This is a genomic window from Nonomuraea sp. NPDC001831, assembly GCF_042892035.1.
GTDB lineage: Bacteria > Actinomycetota > Actinomycetes > Streptosporangiales > Streptosporangiaceae > Nonomuraea.
This window is the reverse complement of the sequence record NZ_JBIATU010000009.1, coordinates 114,436-134,462: the sequence shown is the minus strand read 5'-3', so window position 1 is coordinate 134,462 and position 20,027 is coordinate 114,436. Positions and strand designations below refer to the sequence as shown.

Here is a 20,027-nt window from a genome sequence, read left to right as displayed (position 1 = left end):
TACCGGAGCCCACAGCCTCCCCCCACCTCCCACCACCCCCGAAGCCTCCTCCCCTACCCCCACAAACCACCTCGGAACCCACCCCGGCTTCCCCCCTTCCCCTGGCCCCCTTGCACACATGTGCCACCCAGAGCCCGGGGTCCCCCTTCCCGAACCCCAACCCGCCAGGGAGTACTGGACGGGGCCCTGTGCTCAGCGACGTCCACCCCCACAAGCCCCCGGCGGGGCGGAAGGGCGGCTCGTTGAAGATGACCATCCAGTCGCCAGGGTCAACGCTGCGGCTCGCGGCCACCGCACGATCTTCGGTTGTCTCCACGGACTCCGAATGATCACGCGGTGGCCGTCTCCATGCGCCCCCGACGACTCAAGATCGCCAAGCGTCACCGGAGTACCGGATGGTCACCCCACGAGGTGGCGGACGGAGCACGTCACGGGCACTTCGCGCGCATCGTGGGGCTCCAGCCGTTGTGGACGACGTACTTGCTGCCTGCGTAGTAGCTGACCTGGCCCTGCAGGCGGTAGGTGAAGGTGTCCCCCCGCTTGCAGCCCTTGTACAACGTCCTCTTGCCGGCCCCGTACCAGGAGGCGCTGGAGATGTTCTGCCAGCCCCACCAGCGCTTGCGCTGAAGCATGATCTTGACGCGCTGGTTGCTGGAGCAGCCGATCGCCCAGCCGGTCGCGGCCACGTGTCCCTTGCGCATCTCCGGACGGTACACACGCACCTCACGGCAGGACATCGTCGTCGAGCCGGCCGCCGCCGCGGCCGTGGTGACGGCGGTCAGGGAGGTCTGGGCGCCGGTCTGGACGGAGGCCTGCGCGGGGGTGCCCGCGGTCAGAGCCGCGGCGGCCACCGCCGCACCGACGACCATCGTGTTGAACGTTCGCATCGGGTTCTCCTTGGTGCTCGTCGTACTGGACATCGCGAAGGTAGCCAGGCCGATGTTGAGAACCTGTGGAGTGCCTGTTGAGCGAACCATCGGCCAGCGCACTCCACTGACACATCGCGATCGCGCTTGGGATCTGCGCTGGTAGTGGCAGTGCCGGACGGTTGCCTGATGGCGACCCCGCCAGTCTGACGATCCGCACGACGTCCATGATCGTGCGGGTCTAACGCGGCCGGCATCCGCCGGATCTCGGAGAACGTCAGCAGGACGCGGTCATCAGTACTGCGCGGCTGAGCGGCGACGATGGCCGGCACGTCCGGCGCTCCTCCAGGGACGCGCAGCCGCGGGTCCCGGCTTACGAGGCCCAGGACCCTGGCACACCTGGGGGCCATAAGCATGGCCCCCATCCCCGGGCACGTCTTGGGCCCATCGGTCTGGCCCCATCCCACGGCATGCCTTCGGGGCCACCCCCTGAGGCTCTACCCCCCTGAGCTCAGCGTCCGCGATCCCCCCAGGGCGTGCCCTCAGACGACCTCCGTCCCCAGCAACCCCGCCCGGCCGCACAGCCCGGCACCCACGGCCGCGCGTCCAACCGCCCCGATGCCCACTGCGGAATTGCCGGGCACTCCGGCGCCCACAGCGGCATGCCCAGCCGCCCGCGTCCCGAGCCAGAACCCGCCCAGGGACAGCAACACCATCACCACCACCAGCAGCACGGTCCGCCCCCGCCGGGTCAGCCGCACCGGAGGAGCCGGAGCCTTGACGCCGGCCCCCGCAGAAACCACTCCGGCACCCCGCCCCCGCCGCAACGCACGACGATTCCGCACAAGCCCGGCACCGTCACCGATCGGAGCACTTTCCGCCCCCACAACACGTCCCAACATCTCCCGCCCCCCGCGAGCCTCACCGTCACCAGAACCCCCGTTCCTCCGCGCCCCCCGGCGCCGCGCACCCCCCGGCCCGCTCACCACTTCCCCCCGATCCCGGCCCGCGCCCTCCCCAGAGCGCCGCGCCCGTGCCACGAACCGATCCGCCGTACGTCCCGAGCGCCGCCCCTGCCTGTCCGACCGCTCGGCCGACTGCTCTGAGCGCCCCCCTTGCTCCCCCAACCGTCCCGAGCGGCGCCCCTGCTCGCCCAGCCGCTCGCCCTTCTTCCGGCGGCGCGCCCGCGTTTCGGGCTGCTCGGTCGCGTCGCCTGAGGGCCGCCTTCGCGTCTCCGGGCGGCCCGTGGCCTCCCCTGGACGCCGCCGTTCCCAGGGACGGTCCGCTCGGGCCTCCTCCTGGCGCTCCCGCTCCCCTTCCGGCAGGACCCCCGCGTTCCGGCTCGCCAGCCGCGCCGCACGACCTCCCTGACCTCGCCTCCCCGATGCCTCCAGCCCCCAGCGTCCCGACGCCTCCGCCTCGCCGTGCCTACCCGCCCCCTCCGCCTGACGTCGGCGTCCCCGCCCCTCCGCCTCACCTTCCGGACGTCGTCCGGCCGCTTCGGGTGGCCGTCGGCGCCGGGTGCCGGGCTCGGGCGGGCGGGCGCGGGGTTTCGTCACGTCCGTGTCGGGCGCGCCCTGCGTACTTTCGGGACGGCGGCGACCGGTCAGCGTGTCGTCGGCGAGCGACCGCCCACCGACCTCCTGATGCAGCGGCCGGTCGGCGTCCGTGTCCGCGTCGGGACGCGGGGAGGGGACCAGCCACAGCCGGGGGCGGTCCGAGCCTTGAGCGACCTTCCCTGGGCCGCCGGCGCGGCGCCGCCGGGTGTTCGAATCGGTAGCCGGTCGTTTTCCCGGATTTTCACGGTGGCCGGAGCCGGTTTGCGGGTCGTCTCCCCGTCGGCCACCGCCCCGGGTGGCGTCGGCGATGAGGGTGAGCCGGTTGGCGTCTTCGCTGGTCGTGTCGGTGCTCGGGGTCGTTCGCACGATTGACCTCCCGCCGTCTGGCCCGAGGAAACGGCCAAAATAAGATCAGCAAATCGAACACGGTGTCGATCGAACTCCCGTACGATGTTGTACACCACGCTGGCGACAATTTCGAGGAAGACTCGAACAATTGTTTGAAGATGATCTTCAACAGCGATACGGTCGCTGTGTGCGACATCAAGACCACGGACCGGGAGGTTCGCCGGTGAGGCGGGCCGCCGCCAGGCGAGGAGGAAGAGCATGAGCGAGCGGGAAGACGCTAACGGGGTCACAGACCTCGCGGTGCGCCGACGCGACTCCCTGGGCCTGACGCCCAGGCAGCGCAAGATCCTCGAAGTGATCCGCGATTCGGTGCAGCAGCGCGGCTACCCGCCCTCGATGCGCGAGATCGGCGAGGCCGTGCAGCTGACGAGCACGTCCAGCGTGTCGCACCAGTTGACCGCCCTGCAGCGCAAGGGATACCTGCGGCGCGACCCGCACCGGCCGCGCGCCCTTGAGGTGCGCCTGCCCGGCGAGCCCGTGCTGTGGGTCGACCCCGACGCCACCGACGACGAGGCTCCGGTGAGCCGGCCGACTGCCGCCTACGTCCCGCTGGTGGGCCGCATCGCCGCCGGTGGCCCGATCCTGGCCGAGGAGAGCGTGGAGGACGTCTTCGCCCTTCCCAAGCAGCTCGTCGGCGAGGGCACGCTCTTCCTGCTCCAGGTCGCCGGTGACTCGATGATCGAGGCCGCCATCGCCGACGGCGACTGGGTGGTCGTCCGTCAGCAGCCGGTCGCCGAGAGCGGTGACATCGTGGCCGCCATGATCGAGGGCGAGGCCACGGTCAAGACGTTCAAGCGCAAGGACGGGCACGTGTGGCTGGTGCCGCACAACCCGAACTACGAGCCCATCCCCGGTGACGAGGCCAGTGTTCTGGGCAAGGTGGTGGCCGTCCTCCGCCGCCTCTGAACCTCGGGCCGGCCGCCCATTCCTGCGGCCGCCGTTCGATTTCTGCGATCCGGCCTCCCTCGCACGGGGGCTGTGGTCGTCGGCGCCATGTGGCGATTCCTCGCAAGTCGCACGCACCGAACGCCGCCCTCCAACGCTGAGGCTCTTCCATCCGGGCCTCGCGTGGAGGGCGGCGTCGTCGTCGCCCGCTCACCTTTCTCCCGGGACGTTCCTTCGGGCCCCGGAACACAACGCGGCCGGCCCCGCACACCCCGCCGACCCGGACGTCCGGTCCCCGGTTCGACACGCCGGCCATGCAGCCGCCCCCATCAGCAGGCACCGGCACCAGGCCCCCCTCCCGCCACACCGCAAACTCCTAGACTGTGCCCGTGACCGACACGAATGCCCCAAAAGAGACCCCCGCCTCCAAAGAGTTGAAGGACCTCAAAGAGACGCATGACGGTCTCAAATGGGCAATCACCGCCCCCGGTGTCATCCCCGCCTGGATCGCCGACATGGACCTGGCCACCGCCCCCGAGGTGGTCGAGGCCCTGACCCGCCGCGCCGCCGGCGACCTCGGCTACCCGACCTGGCTGGACAAGCCGCAGGCCGGCCCGCTGGCCGAGGCGTTCGCCGAGCGCATGGCCGTCCGCCACGGCTGGACGGCCGACCCCTCGCACGTCCACACCTTCAGCGACATCAACCAGGCCCTCCAGGTGCTGCTGCACCTCTGGACCAAGCCAGGGGACGGCGTCGCGCTGCACACCCCCGCCTACCACCCGTTCCTGACGACCCTCGACGTCATGGAACGTCCGCTCGTCCCCATCCAGCTCGAACCGGACGGCGACGCGTGGCGGTTCGAGGTGCCCGACCTGTCCGGCTGCCGGGTGCTGCTGCTGGTCAACCCGCACAACCCGACGGGCCGCGTGTTCACCCGCGCCGAGCTGGAAGGGCTGGCCGAGCACGCCGAGCGCCACGACCTGCTGGTGCTGGCCGACGAGATCCACGCCGACCTCACCTACGCGCCCCACCGGCACATCCCCTTCGCCACGATCCTCCCCGAGCGCACGGTCACCCTCACCTCGGCCACCAAGGCGTTCAACCTGGGCGGCATCCGCTGCTCGGTCGCCCACATCGGGCACGCCGGGGTGCGCGCGGCCCTGGCGGCTCAGCCGCCGTTCCTCTTCGGGTCGACGCACCTGTTCGGGGTGGAGGCCACGATCGCGGCCTGGCGGCACGGCGACGCCTGGCTGGACCGGACCCGGGCGCTGCTCGACCACAACCGCCGGCTGCTCGCCGAGCGGCTGCCGGACCGGTTCGGGTACCGGATGCCCCAGGCCACCTACCTGGCGTGGCTGCACACCGGGCAGCCGGGCATGGCCGAGGTCATCGAGCGGGAGGCCAAGGTCCAGCTCAACGACGGCGCCGCGTTCGGCCCGGGCGGCGCGGACTACGTACGGCTGAACTTCGCGACGACGGAACCGGTGCTCGCGGAGATTCTCACCCGACTGAGCTGAGTGGCGACGCAACCGCCGCTCTCGGAGATTCTCACCCGACTGAGCTGAGGGCGGCCGGAGCCGGTGCCGATCTGAGGGGCGGCTGGTGCCGAGCTGAGGGGCGGCCCCGACGGGCCGCCCCTCAGGACGGTCAGCTCAGCGGCGGCAGGTCCGGCGCGGTCGCCGCCGGGCGCTCCTCCAACGCGGCGAGCGCCAGCTCGACCGCCTTCGCCAGCTGCGGGTCGCGACCCGCCACCCGGTCCTGCGGCGTGATCACGACCTCGACGTCGGGATCGACGCCGTGGTTCTCCACGCCCCAGCCCGGCCCCTCCAGCCAGAACGCGTACCGCGGCTGGGTCACCACGGTCCCGTCCACCAGGGAGTAGCGCGAGTCGATGCCGATGACGCCGCCCCAGGTCCTGGTGCCGACCAGCGGGCCGAGGGCGCGGTTCTTGATCCCGGCGCTGACGATGTCGCCGTCGGACCCGGCGAACTCGTCGGCGACGGCCACGATGGGCCCGCGGGGCGAGTCCTCGGGGTAGCGCATGGGCTCGTAGCCGCGGGCCCGCGCCCAGCCGGTCACCTTGCGCGACAACTTCTCCAGCACCAGCTCGGACAGGTGCCCGCCGCCGTTCTCGCGCACGTCCACGACCAGCCCGTCGAAGGCCATCTCGGTACGCAGGTCGCGGTGGAACTGCGCCCACCCCGAGGCCACCATGTCCGGGACGTGCAGGTAACCGAGCCGCCCGCCGGACGCCTCGCGGACGAAGGCCCGCCGGCTCTCCACCCAGTCGTGGTAGCGCAGCTGGCTGTCGTCGGCGAGCGGGGTGACGACGACCCGGCGCGGCGAGCCGCCGGCCGCGGGCCGCACGGTGAGCTCCACGGGCTGGTCGGCGGTGCCGGACAGCAGCGCGAGCGGGCCGCGTACCGGATCGACCGGACGTCCGCCCACCGCCACGATCGCGTCGCCGGGACGGATCGCGACGCCGGGCGCGAGCAGCGGCGAGCGGGCCGCGTGGTCGGAGGTCTCGCCCGGCAGGATGCGCTGGACCCGCCAGGTCCCGTCCTCGTCCTTGGCCAGGTCGGCGCCGAGCAGGCCCTGACGGCGGCGCGGGTCGCTGACGCCGTCGTGGCCCCTGGCGTAGGCGTGCGAGGTGCCGAGTTCGCCCTGCACCTCCCACAGCAGGTCGATCAGCTCGGAGTGGCAGCCGAGGCGGCCGACCAGCGGCTCGTACCGGTCGAGCGTGGCCTGCCAGTCGACGCCGCCCATGTCCTCGCGCCAGAAGTGGTCGCGCATGAGCCGTCCGGCCTCGCGGTAGCCCTGGAGCCATTCGGCGACCGGGTCGATCTGGACGGCGATCCGGTCGAGGTCGATCGTGACGACCTCGTCGCCCTCGCCGGCCGCCCGCGTCTGGAGGCCGTTCTTGCCGTTGGTGACGAGCCTGGTGCCGTCGCCGCTGACCTCGAAGGCCCGCACATCCTTGCCGAGTTCGGCCTTGGCGCGCTTCTTGAGGTCGTAGCGTTCGAGCACGGTCTCGTTCACCGGCTCGGTGCCGTCGCCGAGCTGGCCCGTCAGGGGGTGGCGGAGCCAGAGCAGCGCGTCCTTGGCGGTCCTGAGGTTGCCGTAGCGGCCCGCCGGCACGGGTACGGGCACCACGCGGGAGGCCAGCGCCTCCGGGTCCACCTCGGTACGCGGCGGCGCGTCGTCCTTCTTGTCGTCCTTGCCGGGCTTGTCGTCCTCCCCGTTGAACCCCCGTCCCTGCAACGAGGGGTCGAACGGCGACGGCGTGGCGGCCTGCAGCGGCACGATGTACGGCCGGCAGCCCGCCGGGAACGACAGGTCGAACACGTGCGCGTCGTACACCGGGTCGAACGTGCGCACCGACAGGAAGGCCAGGTGCTTGCCGTCCTTGGTGAACACCGGGTCGTAGTCGGAGAAGCGCAGCGGCGTCACGTCGATCACCGACGTGCCGTCCACGCGGCCCATCTTGATCTGCGACAGCGGCTCGTGGTCGGGGTGCACCCAGGCCAGCCAGCCGGAGTCCGGCGAGAAGGTGACCCCGCTGATGTCGCCCTGCGTAGTGCGGTCGAGCTCCCGCAGGTCGCCCGACTCCAGGTCCACGACGAGCAGCCGCCCGTCGTGCGTGGCCACGGCGGCGTGCTTGCCGTCGGGCGCGGCGGTCAGTTCGAGCACCCGGCCGAGCTGCCCGCCGGCCAGGCTCCTGATCTCGCCGCCGGGGGTGCCGATCTCCAGGCCGTCCTCGCCGCCGGCGTCGGAGACCCACACGGCCCGGCCGTCGGCGCCGAGGGCGCGCGGCAGGCGTACCCGCACACCGGGTTCCACCCGGAGCGCGCCCGCGGGCCCGTCGCGGTGGGTCACCCAGTGCGCGGTGCCGCGGATCTCGACGGCGCTGGCGCGCCCGGTCGGGTCCGGGGAGAAGGCGCCGACGCGCGTGGGCGCGGGCCGGCGCGCCCGTCCCGGCCGCGGGCCGCCGAGCTTGACCTCCAGCTTGTACGGCTCGGCGTCCAGGCTCTCCAGCAGCCACAGGTCCCCCGCGTGGCTGTAGATCACCCGCTCACCGTCGCTCGTGGCGTGACGGGCGTAGAACTCGTCGTGGTTGGTGTGCCGGCGCACGTCGGACCCGTCGGGAAGGGCCGAGTAGAGGTTTCCCACGCCGTCCGCGTCGGACAGGTAGACGATCCGGTCGCCGACCCAGCTCACCGCCCAGTACTGGGCGGGGCTGTCGGCGAACAGCCGGACGAACTCCCCGTCGCCGTCGGCGTCGACCCAGATCTTGGCCGCCGTGCCGCCCCGGTAGCGCTTCCACTGGGACGGCTCGCGCCAGACCGGCGACACCGTGGCCACCTTCGCGCCGCTGACGGCCGCCTCGCTGACCCACCCGTACGGCAGCCGCTCCGCCGGCCCCCCGTCGAGCGGGACGGCGTACGCCCACAGCCGGGTACGGGATGCCTCCCCGGTGGAGCTGACCGCGAGCACGGCTCCGTCGCCGGTCCAGCCGCGGACGCCGGTCATGGCGTTGCCCCAGTGCGTCAGCCGGGTGCCTTCGGCGCCGTCCAGCTCGGCCGCGAACACCTCGGGGGCGCCTTCCTTGCCGCTGGTCCACGCGATGCGCGAGCCGTCGGGCGAGAACCGCGGGGCGGAGACCGGCACGCGGTCGGCGGTGAAGCGCCAGGCCCGGCCGCCGGCGACGGGGGCGAGCCAGACATCGTCGTCGGCGACGAAGGTGACCAGGTCACCGGACAGATGTGGATATCTCAGGTATGCGCCATATGTCACAGCTAGACACTAATGCGAGACACCAAACCAGCTAAAGATTTTCTCTCAGAGCACGGCTCCACCGTCCGCGAACAGCCAAGACCGCTCGATGCCCCGGATGTGCGGGGAACGGCAGGGAAGGAGCCAATCGCCACAAATCACACACTGTGAGGAATCATGCGATTTTTCGTCCGACCGCACCAGCTCCCGGGCCGCCTGGCCGCCGCCGCCATCATCCTCAACTCCGGGTTCGGCAAGACCAAGGCCGACGAGCAGACGGCGGCCGGCCTGCACGGCATGGCCGCGGGCACGTACCCGTTCCTGCGCGGCCAGGACCCGGTGGCCTTCACCCGGCTGCTGTCGAAGGGCGAGCTCGCCCTCGGGGCCGCGCTCGCCCTGCCGTTCGTGCCGTCGTTGCTGGCCGGCGCGGGGCTGACCGCGTTCGCGGCCGGCCTGCTCGGGCTCTACCTCAGGACGCCGGGCATGCGCGAGGAGGGCAGCCTGCGCCCGACCCAGCAGGGCATCGGCCTGTCCAAGGACCTCTGGCTGCTGGCCATCGGCCTCGGGCTGGTGATCGAGGAGCTCCGCAGTGACGATTGATCTCCGGATGCCCGACCCTAATCCGGACAAAGCTGGGTAGCCCGACCACATGGTACAAATCGGCTACACCTTGATGTCCGAGCAGACCCCGGCCCGCGAACTGGTGGACTACGCCGCCACCGCCGAGCGCGTCGGCTTCGACTACGCGGTCATCTCCGACCACTACTTCCCGTGGATCGAGGAGATGGGGCACTCGCCGTACTGCTGGTCGGTGCTGGGCGCGGCGGCGCAGGTGACCGAGCGGCTGCCGCTCATGACGTACGTGACCTGCCCCATCATGCGCTACCACCCGGCCGTAGTGGCGCAGAAGGCGGCCACGATGGGGGTGCTGAGCGAGGGCAGGTTCACCCTGGGCCTGGGCGCCGGCGAGAACCTCAACGAGCACGTCGTCGGCGAGGGCTGGCCGCCGGTGGACACCAGGCACCGGATGTTCGCCGAAGCCGTGCAGATCATCAAGGAGCTGTTCAGCGGCGAGTACGTCACCTACCAGGGCGAGTTCTTCGACGTCGACTCCGCCAAGCTCTACGACCTGCCCGACGAGCAGGTGCCGATTGGCATCGCCGCCTCCGGCGGCCGGTCGGCCGAGATCGCCGCGGAGCTGGGCGACGTGCTGGTCATCAACGACCCGATGCCCGAGGTGGTGCAGCAGTTCCACGCCGCGGGCGGCCAGGGCAAGCCGGTCTACGGCCAGCTCCCCGTCGCCTACGACACCGACCCCGAGGCCGCCAAGGAGCGGGCCCACCGGCTGTGGCGCTGGTCGGGCGTCGGCGGCTGGAAGGTCATGGCCGAGCTGCCCGGCCCGGTGAACTTCGCCGCCGCGGCCGGCTCGGTACGCCCCGAGGACGTCGCCGAGAGCGTGCCCTGCGGCGACGACGTGGACGCGGTCGTGCAGGGCGTCAAGAAGTTCGCCGACGCCGGGTACACGCACGTGGCGCTCGTGCAGATCGGGCACGACCAGCAGGAGCCGTTCTTCGACTGGGCGGAGAAGGAGCTCCTGCCGGCCCTGCGCCGGATCTAGCCGCCTACGGGACGATGTTGACCAGCTTGGGCGCGCGCACGATCACCTTGCGCGGCGTGCCCTGGAGGTAGCCGGCCACCTTGTCGGAGGCCAGGGCCAGGGCCCGCAGCTCGTCCTCGGAGATGTCGGGGGCGACCTCCAGCCGGTCGCGCACCTTGCCCGCCACCTGCACCACGCACGTGACCGACTCCTGCACCAGCAGCGCGGGGTCGGCGACGGGCCAGCCGGCGAAGGCGACAGGACCGGTGCGGCCCAGGCGCTCCCAGCCCTCCTCGGCGACGTAGGGCGCCACCAGCGACAGCATGACGGCCAGCGACTCGGCGGCCTCGCGCACCGCCGGGTCGGCCGCGCCGGGGCCGGAGTCGATGGCCTTGCGGGCGGCCGAGGTCAGCTCCATCATGCGGGCCACCGCGACGTTGAAGCGCTGCGACTCGACCAGCTTGGTGACCTCGTCGATCGTGCGGTGGGTGACCTTGCGCAGCTCGGCGTCGCCGCCCTCGAACGGCACGCCGGGCTCGGCGGTCGCCTCCGACATCACGCGCAGCGCGCGGGCCAGGAACTTCTGCGAGGCGGCCGGCGAGACGTCGGCCCAGTCGATGTCGTCCTCCGGCGGACCGGCGAAGATCATCGTCAGGCGGACGGCGTCGACGCCGAAGGCGTCGATCTGCTGGCCCAGGTCGATGCCGTTGCCCAGGGACTTCGACATCGCCTTGCCGCCGTTGATCACCTGCCCCTGGTTCAGCATGCGCAGGAACGGCTCGGTGAAGCTCACCATGCCCATGTCGTGCAGGACCTTGGTGAAGAAGCGCGAGTACAGCAGGTGGAGGACGGCGTGCTCGATGCCGCCGACGTACTGGTCGATCGGGCCCCACTTGCGCACCTGCTCGGGGTCGAACGGCCCGTCGGTGTAACCGGGCGAGGTGTAGCGCAGGAAGTACCAGGACGAGTCGACGAACGTGTCCATCGTGTCGGTGTCGCGCTGGGCCGGACCGCCGCACTTGGGGCACTCGACGTTGACCCACTCGGTGGCGCTGGCCAGCGGGGAGACGCCCTTGGGCGCCAGCGCCTCGCCGCGCAGGTCGGGCAGCGTGACGGGCAGCTGCTCGTCGGGGACGGCCACCTCGCCGCAGTCGGCGCAGTGGATGATCGGGATCGGCGTGCCCCAGAAACGCTGGCGGGACAGCAGCCAGTCGCGCAGCCGGAAGTTGACCGCGCCGGTGCCCCGGCCCTCGGCCTCCAGGATCTCGATGATCTTGGCGATGGCCTCGGCCTTGGTCAGCCCGTCGAGGGGGCCGGAGTTGACCAGCGTGCCCTCGCCGGGCGTGGCCTCGCCGGTCTCGCCGGGGTCGGCCAGACCGGTGTGCACGACGACCTTGACCGGCAGGTCGAACTTCCGCGCGAAGTCCAGGTCGCGCTGGTCGTGGGCGGGCACGGCCATGATCGCGCCGTGGCCGTAGTCGGACAGCACGTAGTCGGCCGCCCAGACCGGGATGCGCTCGCCGCTGACCGGGTTGACCGCGTGGCGGCCCAGGAAGACGCCGGTCTTCTCCTTGTCGGTGGACAGGCGCTCGATGTCGCTCAGCTTGGCGACCTCGGCGCGGTAGGCCTCGAAGGCCGGGCGCTGCTCGTCGGTGACGATCTCGTCGGCCAGCGCCGCGTCGACCGCGACCACGAAGAACGTGGCGCCGTACAGGGTGTCGGGGCGCGTGGTGTAGACGTGGACCGGCTCGTCGCGGCCCTCGATCTCGAACAGCACGTCGGCGCCCTCGGAGCGGCCGATCCAGTTGCGCTGCATGGTCAGCAGGCGCTCGGGCCAGCCGTCGAGCTGCTCCATGTCGTCCAGCAGGCGCTGGGCGTAGTCAGTGATCTTGAAGTACCACTGCGTCAGCTCGCGGCGGATGACGTCGGCGCCGCAGCGCTCGCACTTGCCGGCCACGACCTGCTCGTTGGCCAGCACCGTCTGGTCGTTGGGGCACCAGTTGACCAGGCCGCCCTTGCGGTAGGCCAGGCCGCGCTCGAAGAAGCGGTTGAACAGCCACTGGTTCCAGCGGTAGTACTCGGGGTCGCTGGTGTGCAGGCGGCGCGACCAGTCGAAGGAGATGCCGTAACGCCGGAAGGAATTGGCCTGCGTCTCGATGTTGGCGTAGGTCCACTCGGCGGGGTGGGCGTTGCGCTTGATCGCGGCGTTCTCGGCGGGCAGCCCGAAGGAGTCCCAGCCGATCGGGTGCAGGACGTTGTAGCCCTGCTGCATCCAGTAGCGCGCGACGACGTCGCCGATGGCGAACACCTCGCCGTGGCCCATGTGGAGGTCGCCCGACGGGTAGGGGAACATGTCGAGCATGTAGCGCCGCTCCCGGGGGTCGGCCGCGTCCTCGCTCGCCCGGTAGGTGTCCTGTTCCTCCCATCGCTGCTGCCACTTGGCCTGCAGCGCCTGCGGGTCGTACTCACTCACGGCTACTGTCCTTCTGGCTTGACTCGGACCCATAAGAAAACCCCTCGTGCACGACGAGGGGTAGCCGCGACGGCGAGACCTCTCAGGGCCGTCGCGGCCCGCTAAGAAGCAGGGTCGCGGAACGCATGTGTCAAGCCTAGCGCACGTCTTCGACGGAATGCAGATACTCCGGCGACCGGCGCAGGCACAATAGACCCTTCAGGTCCAGCGAGACCTGATGGTGATGTATCCGTTGTGACCTCATATGTCCCTTTAGAATACTGTCGTCGCGTGGTGTACCCAGCTGAGCCAGATCGACCGGAGGGCGACCTGCCGCTGCAGGATCCGCCAACCGATCCGCACGGCTTCGCTCGTTTCGCTGCGAAACCAGCCGTATCTCCTGGAAAATCCCATGAGATCATGCCTGGTACGTCAAATCCGGATATAGCGGCACATCCGGACACAACCTCGGGAGGGCCGGCAGCAATGGCAACGGAGAATTCCGCGAGCTCCGGGGCGTCGCACCTGCCACCGTCCTGGCCGGAGGCCCGCAACGACGTGCCTTCCTCCTGGCCGTCCAGCGGGCAGGAGTCCTCCGGCGTGCCGATGTCGTGGCCGGAGGCCGCCCCGGCACAACCGTCCTGGCCCGAGGCCCCGCAGGCGCCGTCCTGGCCCGAGCCGCCGCGCCCCGAGGGCTCCTGGCCCGACGTGCCGCGCAACGACTCCTCGCGGAACGACCTCCCGCGCACCGGCTCCTCGCGCGACGACGGCCGGGCGCAGCAGCGGGGCGGCGACGCGTCGTGGCCGGAGCCGGCGCGGCCGTCCTGGCCCGACCCGCCCCGGCAGGAGCAGGGCTGGCCCGAGGCCCCCCGCCAGGAGGTCCCCGTCTCGTGGCCGGAGCAGCAGCAGCCGGCCCAGCCGCAGGACCCGGTGCCCGCCTGGTCGCAGCCGCCGACGCCGTCCCCCGGCGCGTGGTCCAACCTGTCCACCCCGGCGCCCTGGCCCAACAGCCCCACCCCCGCCCCCTCCCCCGCGCCGTCGGCGTCCGCCGCCGACCCGCTGGACCGCACGGTCACGCTGGGCCGCGCGTCCGGCCCGCTCGACGCCCCCGTCCAGCCCGCGCCGTCGCCGCTCGACGGGCCCGGCAGGCCCGGCGGCCCGTCCGCCGCCCCGGCCGACGAGCACACCGTCATGTACGGCGGCCGGCAGGCCGACACCATGGTGGGCGACCCCGCGATGCCCCCGGGCCCGCTCGCGGCGGCCCACGTCGGCGCGCCCCCGGCCGGACCGGGCATGCCCGGCGACGGCCACCCCGACCAGCCGCGCCCCGGCTCCAACCTCAACCGCGACCCCTCCGACCCCGACCGCCGCTTCGTGACGGCCGGTCAGATCAGCGGCTCGCGCACCCCGCCTCCCGACCGCCAGCAGGAGCTCTGGAACAACGTCTTCGGCGACGAGTACCAGGGCGGCGACCACGACTCCCTGGACGACGAGCCGGGCAAGCCCATCTGGATCTACGCGCTCGGCGGCTCGGTGGTGATCGCCCTGATCGCGGCGCTGCTGTGGGCCTTCCTCGCGGGCCCGCTGGCCGGCGAGGACACCCCGGAGGGCAAGACCGCCTCCTCCCCCGCGGCCTCGGCCGGCCCCACGAAGGCGGGCACGGGCAAGCGCTCCACCACGATCCCCGCCCTGCCCAAGTACCCGGGCAAGGCGTCCCCGGTGACCGGCCGGGTCGAGGACGCCGCGGCCGGGGTCTCGCTGCCCCGCCTGGGCGGCAGCTGGCAGCTCGACCAGCGGGCCACGGTCAAGTCCACCTTCGGCTACGACACCCGTCAGTACACGGAGGTCGCGCCCGACAAGTACGCCCAGGTCATGTCGGGCCCGCTGCCGGCCAGTATGTCCTCCCTGTACGACAAGGACGACCTGGAGCCGGTCATCCGGCGCATGGTGCTGCAGGCCCGCAAGGACTTCTACCCCGACGGCAACAAGGTCAGGAAGATCGCGCAGCAGCCGATCAAGGTGGGCGCCTCCACCGGCCGGCTCATCGCGTACGCCATGACCGCCGGCACGGAGAAGGCCACGATCGTCACGATGGCGGTCAACACCGGCGGCAGCGTGCCCGCCATCGTGTTCGTGTCGATCCCGGACGAGGGCAAGCAGCTCCTGCCGGACATCCGTACCGTGATGAACCAGCTCAAGCTGACCGCGCAGTCCTGAGCCCCGGGCGCCGCCGCGCCCGGCTCAGAACGTGCACTCCATGTGCTTGATCCCGTTGATGAACGAGGAGTGCAGGCGGTCGGGCCGGCCGCCCTCGATGTGCGGCACCCGGCGCAGCAGCTCGCGGAACATCACCGTGATCTCCCGCCGGGCCAGGTGGGCGCCGAGGCAGAAGTGCGGCCCCGGCCCGCCGAAGCCGACGTGCGGGTTGGGGTGGCGGGTGATGTCGAAGCGGTACGGGTCGGCGAACACCCGTTCGTCCCGGTTCGCCGCCCAGTAGAACAGCACCACCTTCTCGCCGGCGCGGTAGAGGTGGCCGTTCATCTCGTGGTCGCGGGTGACCTTGCGGCGCATGAAGTTCACCGGCGAGGCCAGCCGGACGATCTCCTCCACGGCCCCGGGGGCGCGGCCCTCGACGTCCTCCAGCCACAGGGCGCGCTGGTCGGGGTTCTTGGTGAGCAGGCGCAGGCCGTAGGAGATGGCGTTCCTGGTCGTCTCGTTGCCCGCGACCACCAGCAGGATGAAGAACGAGCCCAGCTCCTGCATCGTCAGCCGCTCGCCGTCGATGTTGGCGTTGACCAGCGAGGACGTCAGGTCGTTGGTGGGGTTGGCGGTGCGGTGGGCGGCGAGGTCCTGGACGAGCTGCTGCAGCTCCATGCCGGCGGTGAGCAGGCGGGTGGCGAGCTGGTCGAGGTCGCCGCCGGTGTATTCGGGGTCGAAGCCGCCGAGGATGACGTTCGAGCGGTCGAAGACGAACCGGTAGTCGCGCTCGGGGATGCCCATCATGTCGCAGATGATCTTCAGTGGAAGGCGCGCGGCCACGTCGGTGACGAAGTCGCCGCCGGGACCGGCGGCCAGCAGGTCGTCGACGATGCGCACGGCAGCGGCCTCGACGTCCGACTCGAACTGCTTGATCATCTTGGGGGTGAACGCGCGGGAGACGATCCTGCGCAGCCGGGCGTGCCGGGGGTCGTCCATGTTGATCATGGAGCCGAAGTACTCGGTGAACTCGGCGGGCATGTCGGGGATGTTCGTCGCGCCACCGTCGCCGGAGCAGAAGACCTCGGGGTTGCGGCTCGCCTCCAGGATGTCGGCGTGCCTGGCCAGCGCGTAGTAGCCGGGCCCCTTGGGCGCGACGGCCAGCTCCATCTCCTCGAAGAAGGCCGGCGTCTCGCGGGCGCGCAACCGGTCGAACGCCGCTTCGCGCTCGCTCATGGGCCTGGCCCAGAAGTTCCGGTCCGACAGGTCGAAGTCCAGGACGGTCATAGAGCAATCATTCGGAAAGCGACCACTTACGTCAATGGGTTCGACGTACACCGTACGTGGCTGCCGGAAAAACCGGTGGCTCGCGCGGACGGGGCTTTGTAGGGTGCCGCGCATGACGTTCTTCTTCCTCCTCGGCTAGCGATCCGCCGGCGGGCCGTGGGCTGACCCACCGCCGGTGATGCGGGGCGGCCTGCCGCCGTCCCGGGTCGCTACGTGGGAGAAGAACAGTTGCTCACCTTGGCGGTGGCCAGGGCGGTGCGTGGCACCGAGCCCCTGGTCGCGGCGGAGATCCGGCGTGCCCGTCTCGGGGCCGTCGTCGGCGTCCGCCATCGGGAGGTGTGGTTCGAGGTCCGGCCCGGCGCCGGGCTCCTGGGATTGCGCACCGCGGACGACGTACTGCTGGCCGCGGCCGTGGTGGACGGGGTCGGCCACGGCCGCTCCGCGCTCGCCCGGCTGGCGCGGGCGGCCCGCGGGATCGACCTCGGCGCGCCCGGCGGCCCCGACGTCGAGGTCTCGGCCTCGTTCGTGGGACGCCGCAACTACACCAGGCACGAGATCGAGGACGCCGTCGGGACCGAGCTGGCCCGGTCGTGGCGGCTGCGCTACCACTCCCGGCGGGACGGCGGCCGGCCGCCGGCGGGGGCGACGGCGTGGCGGGTGACGATCGAGGGCGACCAGGCGGTCATCGCCCGGCGGGCCGGTGACCGGCCGCTGCACCGCAGACCGTACAAGACGGCCTCGATCCCGGGCACGCTGCACCCGCCGCTGGCCGCCGCGATGGCCCAGCTCGCCGGGGTGGGCGCGGCGGGCTTCCGCGGCGTCGTGCTCGACCCCTGCTGCGGGGCGGGCACCACCCTCATCGAGGCGCACGCGCTCACGCTCGCGCCGCACGCCGGGGCCGCCGGATCCGCTGGGCTCTCCGCGCACGCGCTCGCACCGCACGCCGGGCCCGCCGGGTTCTCCGGGTGCTCCGAGCTATCCGGGCTCGCCGGGCTCTCCGGGCTCTCCTGGTTCGTCGGGTTCGACCGCGATCCGGCCGCCGTCGCGGCGGCCGCCGCGAACGCGCGGGCCGCCCTGCCACCGGACGGTACGGGCCCGTTCCGCTGGGGGCTCGCCGACGCCGGACGGCTCCCCGTGGCGGACGGAAGCGTGCGGCGGGTGCTGGTGAACCCGCCCTGGGGACGTCAGGTGCCGCCGCGCGGCCTGCTGGGCCCCGGGCTGGACCCGTTGTGGCGGGAGGTGCGGCGGGTGCTGGAACCCGGCGGCCTGGCCGTGGCGCTGCTCCACGACGATCCCGGCGCCGGCGCGACAACGGCCGGCGCGCCGGACGGGTTCGCGGTCGAGGAGACGGTCCCGGTGAGCCTGTCAGGGCGCCACCCGGTGATCACCGTGCTCAGCAGCCGAGCCAGTCGAGGATGAGGCGGTTGACCTCCGCGGGCCGTTCCAGGTGCAGGAAGTGGCCCGCGTCCGCCACCAGCTCGACCCGCGACCCCGGCGGCAGGCTGCCGGCCGCGTCCTTGGCCATCTCCGCGCCCATGCACCCGTCCCGCTCGCCGTGCAGGTACAGGACCGGGCCCGCGGTGGCGGGGTCGAGGTCCGGGTAGCGGCCCGAGGGAGGCGTGGTGCCGAGCGCGGCGCGGTAGTACCCGATGGCCGCCGCCATGTTGGCGGGCTCGCCCAGGCTGCGCCGGACGAACGCCAGGTCCTCGGCCGGGTCGTGGCCGGGCGACCAGTCCCGCCACAGCCGGTCGAGGAAGGCCGGGTCGGCGGCGGCCGGCTCGGCCAGCACGGTCTGGAACAGGAAGATGTAGAACGACCGCTTGAGCTGCTCGTACGCCAGCAGCCCGGGAAGCTGCGCGCCCGGCGGCGGCACCGCGAGCGCGACGGCCCGGCGGAAGCGCCCGGCCAGGGCATAGGCGGGGAAGGCCCCCCAGTCGTGCCCGACGATCACCGCGTTCTCGTCGCCGCCGAGCTCCTCGTGCAGCGCGCGCACGTCGGCGACCAGGGCCGCCTCCTCGTACGCGCCGTCGGCCGGGATCTCGGTGGGCGCGTAGCCGCGGCTGAACGGCGCGACGGCGCGGTAGCCGCGTCCGGCCAGCTCGGGCATCAGGTGCCGCCAGGTGTGCGCGGTGTCGGGGAACCCGTGCAGGCACAACGCCAGCGGCCCCTCCCCCACGGTCAGATACGCGAACTCCACGCCGTTGGCGTGGATCGTTCTGATCTCCATGACTGCGAAACCTAGCATTCGCCTCCTTCCGGGAGTACCACTGCACGAGGGGCCTTTCATCGTGAGGAGCAGGTATGCGCCGCGGATGGGTTCTCGCTCTTGCCTCACTGACCATCGTGCTCGTGGTGGTGGACCTGACCGCCGTGACGATCGCGCTGCCCGACATCCGCGCCGCCCTGGGGGCGAGCCTGGCCGAGGTGCAGTGGGTGGTGGACGCGTACGCGCTGACGCTGGCCGCCGTCCTGCTGCCCGCCGGGGTGCTGGCCGACAGGTACGGCCGCCGCCGGATGCTGGCCGTGGGCGTGACGGTCTTCACGGTGGCCTCGCTGGCCTGCGCGCTGGCGCCCACGGCCGCCCTGCTGGACGTGGCCAGGGGCGTCCAGGGCCTGGGCGCGTCCGCGCTGTACGGCACCACGACCCCGCTGATCGCCTCGGTCTACCCGGAGGGCCCGGCGCGGGGCCGGGCGCTCGGCATCTTCAGCGCCGTCTCCGGCCTGGCGATGACGCTGGGCCCGGTGGTGGGCGGCGTGCTGACGGCGACGTTCGGCTGGCGGGCCATCTTCCTGATCAACCTGCCGATCGGCGTGTTCGTGGTGGTGGCGCTGCGGCAGCGGGTGCCGGAGTCGCGCGGCCGGGGTCACCTGGACCCGCTGGGCGTCGTGCTGGTCGCCGCGGCGCTGTTCGCGATCATCCCGGCGCTCATCCACGACGTGCCGCTGCTGCTGGTGGCCGGGCTGGCGCTGCTGGCGGCGTTCGTCCTCGCCGAGCGGCGGACGGCGACCCCGATGATCGACTTCGGGCTGTTCCGGAACCGGGTGTTCGCGGTCGGCTCGGCCACGACGCTGCTCATGCTGGCCGCGCTGCTGGGCGGGTTCACGTACCTCACCCTGTACGTGCAGGGCCCTCTGGAGGCGAGCCCGATCGAGGCCGGGGTGCGTTTCCTGGCCTTCAGCGTGGCCGCGGTCATCGGCCCGATCGCGGTCGGCCGGGTGCTGCACCGCTGGCCCATGGGCGTGCTGATCGCCGCCGGCCCGGCGCTGATCACCGTGGCGCTGCTGGTGATGGCGATCCCGGCGGCCGACCGGTGGACGCCGATCATGGCGGGGCTGTTCCTCGGCGGCCTGGGGCTCGGCGCGGGCAACGTGGTGGCCAACCAGGTCGGCCTGACCGCGCCGATGGATCAGGTGGGCATGGCCACCGGGACGGTGAACACGCTCAAGCAGGTCGGCACGGCGGTGGGCGTGGCGGTGCTGGCGGCGCCGTACCGCTCGGGGGTGTCCACGATGTTGCTGGTGGCGGCCGGGCTGGCGCTGGCGGGCGCGCTGCTGCCGCTGACCCTGGCGGGCAGGCGGGTCAGTCGGCCTGCGGCCAGTCCCAGCCCAGCTGGAGGAACAGACCCAGCCGGTCGCTGACCGCGCGGATCTCGCTGATCCGCCCCTCGCGCAGGGTGACCAGGAAGATCGCCTCGACGTCGAAGCTGCGCCCGGTGGGCGTGGGCATGCGCGGGTGGGTGCCGGAGTGCGTGCCGGTCATGCGGATCCTGGCGGCCAGCCTGTCCCCCTCGGCGACGACCTCCTCGACCTCGATGTGGAACGGGTCGAACGCGTCGAGCTGCATCCGGATGCCCTCGAAGGCGGCGCCCGGCTCGTCCGGCTCGCCAAAAATGATCTTGTTGTGGTCGACGACGTCGGGGGTCAGGTAGTCGCCCAGGTCGTCGAGGCGGCGTTCGTTGACGGCGGCGAAGAAGTCGGTGATCACGTTCAACCCTCTCTCTTAC

The 20,027-nt window shown here is 72.2% G+C and carries 14 protein-coding genes; 7 read left to right on the top strand and 7 right to left on the bottom strand.

Annotation, left to right across the window (positions count from 1 at the left end; translation table 11 throughout):
* Window positions 1–428: 428 nt before the first annotated feature.
* Window positions 429–887 carry a hypothetical protein gene (locus tag ACFYYW_RS27955; protein WP_387652747.1) on the bottom strand — a complete coding sequence of 153 codons (459 nt, stop codon included), beginning with the start codon at window positions 885–887 and terminating at the stop codon, window positions 429–431.
* A gap of 521 nt (window positions 888–1,408) precedes the next feature.
* The gene (locus ACFYYW_RS27950; protein ID WP_387652745.1) at window positions 1,409–1,669 is read right to left on the bottom strand and encodes a hypothetical protein; all 261 of its coding nucleotides are present in this window, start codon (window positions 1,667–1,669) and stop codon (window positions 1,409–1,411) included.
* 1,362 nt (window positions 1,670–3,031) lie between these two features.
* Here ACFYYW_RS27950 and lexA point away from each other — a divergent pair.
* Both lexA and ACFYYW_RS27940 read left to right on the top strand, forming a co-directional pair.
* A complete protein-coding gene (gene lexA / locus ACFYYW_RS27945; RefSeq protein WP_352325993.1) occupies window positions 3,032–3,739 on the top strand; it encodes a transcriptional repressor LexA in 708 nt (235 codons plus the stop codon).
* Between the two features lie 368 nt (window positions 3,740–4,107).
* Window positions 4,108–5,235, top strand: coding sequence for a MalY/PatB family protein (locus tag ACFYYW_RS27940; protein WP_387652742.1), 1,128 nt, complete (start codon window positions 4,108–4,110; stop codon window positions 5,233–5,235).
* A gap of 130 nt (window positions 5,236–5,365) precedes the next feature.
* On the opposite strand, the gene ACFYYW_RS27935 is transcribed toward ACFYYW_RS27940, so the two are convergent.
* Window positions 5,366–8,512 carry a PDZ domain-containing protein gene (locus ACFYYW_RS27935; RefSeq protein ID WP_387652740.1) on the bottom strand — a complete coding sequence of 1,049 codons (3,147 nt, stop codon included), beginning with the start codon at window positions 8,510–8,512 and terminating at the stop codon, window positions 5,366–5,368.
* Window positions 8,513–8,668: 156 nt separating this feature from the next.
* Between ACFYYW_RS27935 and ACFYYW_RS27930 the strand changes: the two genes are divergently transcribed.
* Window positions 8,669–9,091, top strand: coding sequence for a hypothetical protein (locus tag ACFYYW_RS27930; RefSeq protein WP_352325997.1), 423 nt, complete (start codon window positions 8,669–8,671; stop codon window positions 9,089–9,091).
* A 49-nt stretch (window positions 9,092–9,140) separates the two neighbouring features.
* On the top strand, window positions 9,141–10,109 hold the full coding sequence (locus tag ACFYYW_RS27925) for a TIGR03557 family F420-dependent LLM class oxidoreductase (RefSeq protein WP_387652738.1): 969 nt from the start codon (window positions 9,141–9,143) through the stop codon (window positions 10,107–10,109).
* Between the two features lie 4 nt (window positions 10,110–10,113).
* Here ACFYYW_RS27925 and leuS read toward each other — a convergent pair whose 3' ends face one another.
* On the bottom strand, window positions 10,114–12,594 hold the full coding sequence (leuS, locus tag ACFYYW_RS27920; protein WP_387652736.1) for a leucine--tRNA ligase: 2,481 nt from the start codon (window positions 12,592–12,594) through the stop codon (window positions 10,114–10,116).
* Window positions 12,595–13,026: 432 nt separating this feature from the next.
* Between leuS and ACFYYW_RS27915 the strand changes: the two genes are divergently transcribed.
* Entirely contained in the window at window positions 13,027–14,757 is a 1,731-nt protein-coding gene (locus ACFYYW_RS27915; RefSeq protein WP_387652734.1) for a hypothetical protein, read from the top strand.
* Between the two features lie 24 nt (window positions 14,758–14,781).
* Here the strand turns inward: ACFYYW_RS27915 and ACFYYW_RS27910 are convergent, their stop codons facing one another.
* Window positions 14,782–16,023 (bottom strand): cytochrome P450, encoded by a 1,242-nt coding sequence (locus ACFYYW_RS27910; protein WP_352330884.1) that lies wholly within the window; start codon window positions 16,021–16,023, stop codon window positions 14,782–14,784.
* A gap of 228 nt (window positions 16,024–16,251) precedes the next feature.
* Between ACFYYW_RS27910 and ACFYYW_RS27905 the strand changes: the two genes are divergently transcribed.
* Complete coding sequence (locus ACFYYW_RS27905; RefSeq protein ID WP_387652731.1) at window positions 16,252–17,442, top strand: RNA methyltransferase; 1,191 nt, start codon at window positions 16,252–16,254, stop codon at window positions 17,440–17,442.
* On the opposite strand, the gene ACFYYW_RS27900 is transcribed toward ACFYYW_RS27905, so the two are convergent.
* On the bottom strand, window positions 17,417–18,250 hold the full coding sequence (locus ACFYYW_RS27900; protein ID WP_352325223.1) for an alpha/beta hydrolase: 834 nt from the start codon (window positions 18,248–18,250) through the stop codon (window positions 17,417–17,419). The genes ACFYYW_RS27905 and ACFYYW_RS27900 overlap by 26 nt on opposite strands.
* A 74-nt stretch (window positions 18,251–18,324) precedes the next feature.
* Here ACFYYW_RS27900 and ACFYYW_RS27895 point away from each other — a divergent pair, with 74 nt between their 5' ends.
* On the top strand, window positions 18,325–19,662 hold the full coding sequence (locus tag ACFYYW_RS27895) for an MFS transporter (RefSeq protein WP_387652729.1): 1,338 nt from the start codon (window positions 18,325–18,327) through the stop codon (window positions 19,660–19,662).
* Here the strand turns inward: ACFYYW_RS27895 and ACFYYW_RS27890 are convergent.
* Complete coding sequence (locus ACFYYW_RS27890; RefSeq protein WP_387653125.1) at window positions 19,604–20,008, bottom strand: ester cyclase; 405 nt, start codon at window positions 20,006–20,008, stop codon at window positions 19,604–19,606. The two genes, ACFYYW_RS27895 and ACFYYW_RS27890, sit on opposite strands and share 59 nt — an antisense overlap.
* Window positions 20,009–20,027 lie beyond the last annotated feature (19 nt).